The following is a 3,929-nucleotide window of genomic DNA, read 5'->3' as shown; positions in this document are numbered from 1 at the left end:
CCATCACCGCCCACAACACCGGCTGCACCACATCCACCCGCTCCAACGAAGCGGCACCCTCCACACCCCGCACCACATCCAGCAACGACCAGTCGGTGTGAGGTGACAGGGCTGCCGCGCACTCCGCCATGCGGGCGGCGAACACGGGTGAGGTGTCGAGGAGTTCGACGGCCATACCGGTCCACTGGGAGCCCTGGCCGGGGAAGACGAACACGGCGCCGGGTCCGGTCTCGGCGACGCCGTCCACGACGCGGGCGGACGGTTCACCGGCGGCGAGGGCGTCGAGGCCGGCGAGGAGGTCGTCGAGACCGCCGCCCACCACGACCGAACGGTGCTCCATCGCGACACGGGTCGACACCAGCGAGTACGCCACGTCCAGGGCACCCGCACCACTGTCGCTGTCGCGCACGGACGCGGCCAGCCGCGCCGCCTGCTCCCGCACCGCCTCACGCGACTTCGCCGACACCACCCACGGCAGCCACACCGGGGCCTGGGCCGGCCCGGTGCCGGTCTCGCCGGTCGGCTCGTCGGCGGGCTCGTCCTGCGGGGCCTGTTCGAGGATGAGGTGGCCGTTGGTGCCGCTGATGCCGAAGGAGGAGACGCCGGCGCGGCGGGGCCGGCCGGTCTCCGGCCAGTTCGTGTGCTCGGTGGCCAGGCGTACGGCGCCGCCGGACCAGTCGACGACCGAGGTGGGTTCGGTGATGTGCAGGCTCCTGGGCACCATGCCGTGCCGCATCGCGAGCACCATCTTGATCATGCCGGCGACACCGGCGGCGGCCTGGGTGTGGCCGATGTTCGACTTCAGCGAGCCGAGCAGCAGCGGCCGGTCGGCGGGCCGGTCCTGGCCGTAGGTGGCGAGGATGGCCTGGGCCTCGATCGGGTCGCCGAGCGGGGTGCCGGTGCCGTGCGCCTCGACCACGTCGACCTCGGAGGCGGACAGTCCGGCGTTGGCGAGGGCCTGGCGGATGACGCGCTGCTGGGAGGGCCCGTTGGGGGCGGTCAGGCCGTTGGAGGCGCCGTCCTGGTTGAGGGCGGAGCCGCGCACCACGGCGAGGACGGGGTGACCGTTGCGTCGGGCGTCGGAGAGCCTCTCCAGCAGGACGAGGCCGACGCCCTCGGCGAAGCCCATGCCGTCGGCGCCCTCGGCGAACGCCTTGCAGCGGCCGTCGGGGGCGAGGCCGCGCTGCCGGGAGAACTCCACGTAGGGCTCGGGGGTGGACATGACGGTGACGCCGCCGGCCAGGGCCATGGTGCACTCGCCGGTGCGCAGCGACTGCAGGGCCAGGTGCAGGGCGACCATGGAGGACGAGCAGCCGGTGTCCATGGTGACGGCGGGGCCCTCGAAGCCGTACGTGTAGGACAGGCGGCCGGAGGCGATGCTGGAGGCGTTTCCGGTCATGAGGTGGCCGGCGAGCTGCTCCTGGGCGGCGGCGCCGCCGAGGCGGATCTGGTAGTCGGTGTTGATGGTGCCGACGAAGACCCCGGTGGCGGTGGAGCGCAGGGTCTCCGGGTCGATGCCGGCGCGTTCGAACGCCTCCCAGGAGGTCTCCAGGAGCAGGCGCTGCTGCGGGTCCATGGCGAGGGCCTCGCGCGGGGAGATCCCGAAGAACGCCGGGTCGAATCCGGCGACGTCCCGGATGAAGCCGCCCTCACGGCTGTAGGTGGTGCCCTGCCGTTCGGAGTCGGGGTCGTACATCGAGTCGAGGTCCCAGCCGCGGTCGGCGGGCGGGGTGGACACCGCGTCGACCTCGGCGACCATCAGGTCCCAGAGTTCCTCGGGGCTGGTGACCCCTCCGGGGAAGCGGCAGGCCATGGCGACCACGGCCATCGGCTCGTCGGTGACGCCGGCCGCGACGACCACGGGCGCGGCGGCGGGCCGCTCCCCGCCGAGCAGCCGGTCCTTGAGGTGCTCGACGACGGCGGCGGTGTTGGGGTGGTCGAACAGGAGCGTCGTGGGCAGCTTGACGTCGGTGGCGGCGGTGATGCGGTTGCGCACCTCGACGGCGGTGAGCGAGTCGAAGCCCAGGTCCTTGAAGGCGCGGTGCACGTCGACGGCCTCGGGCGAGGCGTGGCGCAGGGCGGTGGCGACCTCGGCGCGGACCAGGTCGGTGAGCAGGCGGTCCTGGTCGGCGGGGGCGAGGCCGCGCAGCCGGTCGCGCAGGGCGTGGGTGTCGGGCGCGGCGGCCTTGGCGGCCTCCAGGGCGCGGCGGACCTCGGGCAGGTCGCCGATGAGGGGGCTGGGCCGGGCGGCGGTCAGGACACCGGCGTACGAGGGCCAGTCGACGTCGACGACGGTGGCGTGCGAGGCGCCTTCGGTGACGGCGGCGCGCAGGGCGGCGACGGCGGTGTCGGGCGCCATCGGGGTGAGTCCGTCGTGGCGCATCCGGTCGGTGAGGACGTCGGCGGTGGCCATGCCGGCGTCGGCCCAGGGACCCCAGGCGACGGAGGTGACGGGCAGGCCGGCGGCGCGGCGCTGCTCGGCGACGGCGTCGAGGTAGGCGTTGGCGGCGGCGTAGTTGGCCTGCCCGGCGTTGCCGAGGACGCCGACGATGGAGGAGAACAGCACGAACATCGACAGGTCGTGCTCGCGGGTGAGGTCGTGCAGGTTCGCGGTGCCGAGGGTCTTGGGGCGCAGGACGGCGTCGAAGCGGTCCGGGGTGAGGGCGTCGAGGACGCCGTCGTCGAGGACGCCCGCGGCGTGGACGACGCCGGTCAGCGGCAGGTCGGCGGGGAGGGAGGCGAGGAGGTCGGCGAGCTGGTCGCGGTCGGCGACGTCGCAGTCGGCGACGGTGACGCGGGCGCCGTGGGCGGTGAGTTCGGCGGTGAGGTCGGCGACGCCGGGCGCGTCGGGGCCGCGGCGGCTGGTGAGGACCAGGTGCCGGGTGCCCGCGGCGGCCAGGGAGCGGGCGACGTGGGTGCCGAGGGCGCCGGTGCCGCCGGTGATCAGGACGGTGTCGTGCGCCGCCCAGGTGCCGGTGGGGTCGGCGTCGCCGGCGGGTTCGGGCAGCGGCATCCGGGTGAGGCGGCGGGCGTAGGAGCCGGTGGCGCGGACGGCGAGCTGGTCCTCGGTGCCGCCGAGGAGGCCGGGCAGGCGGTCGAGGGCGCGCGGGTCGGGGGTGGGCGGCAGGTCGACGAGTCCGCCCCAGGTGTCGGGGAGTTCGAAGGCGACGGCGCGGCCGAAGCCCCAGGTCTCGGCCTGGACGGGTGAGGTCAGCGGGTCCCGGCTGTCGACGGAGACGGCGCCGCGGGTGAGCGCCCACAGGCGGGTGCCGGTGCCGGTGAGGGCGTGCGTCAGGTCCTTGACGGCGGCGAGGCCGCGCGGGAGGGCGGGGTGGTCGGGGTGCGGCCGCTCGTCGAGGGCGAGCAGCGACAGCACTCCGGCGGGGTCCTCGCCGTCGGGGGTGGTGAGCAGGGCGGTGAGGGCGGCGGTGTCCTCGTCGCCGGTGAGGTCGTGGCGTTCGACGCGCAGGCCGCGGGCGGTGAGGGCGGTGAGGACGTCGTCGACCCAGGGGTCGTCGGCGTGTCCTGCCGGGACGAGCGCGGGCCAGCGGCCGGCGGGGACGGGGCCGGCGGCGCCGGTCAGCGGGGTCCAGTGGACGCGGTGGCGCCAGGAGTCGAGGGTGGTGCGCAGGGTGCGGCGGCGGCGCCAGGAGGCGAGGGCGGGCAGCAGGCTGCTGAAGGCCTCGGTGTCGTCGCCGGTGATGTCCAGGACGGTGGACAGCCGGGTGACGTCGCCGCTCTCGACGGCGGACCAGAACTCGCCGTCGGCGGGGTCACCGCCGGTGCCGGCGGTCCGCTCGGTCTCGTCGGGGGTGAGCCAGTACCAGTCGCGGCGGAAGGGGTAGGTGGGGAGGTCGACGCGGTGGGGGCGGGTGCCGTCGTAGAAGGCGTCCCAGTCGACGTCGGCGCCGTACGCCCACGCCTCACCC

1 protein-coding gene is annotated in these 3,929 nt (G+C 75.3%); it reads right to left on the bottom strand.

The features are described 5' to 3' along the window. On the bottom strand, nt 1–3,929 hold a 3,929-nt coding region (locus tag ACH5AO_RS37110), incomplete at both ends, for an SDR family NAD(P)-dependent oxidoreductase (RefSeq protein ID WP_398932543.1).

Origin of the sequence: Streptomyces sp. NPDC018964 (assembly GCF_044390325.1) — a bacterium.
Classification (GTDB): domain Bacteria; phylum Actinomycetota; class Actinomycetes; order Streptomycetales; family Streptomycetaceae; genus Streptomyces.
This window is presented reverse-complemented; position numbering and strand designations above follow the sequence as displayed.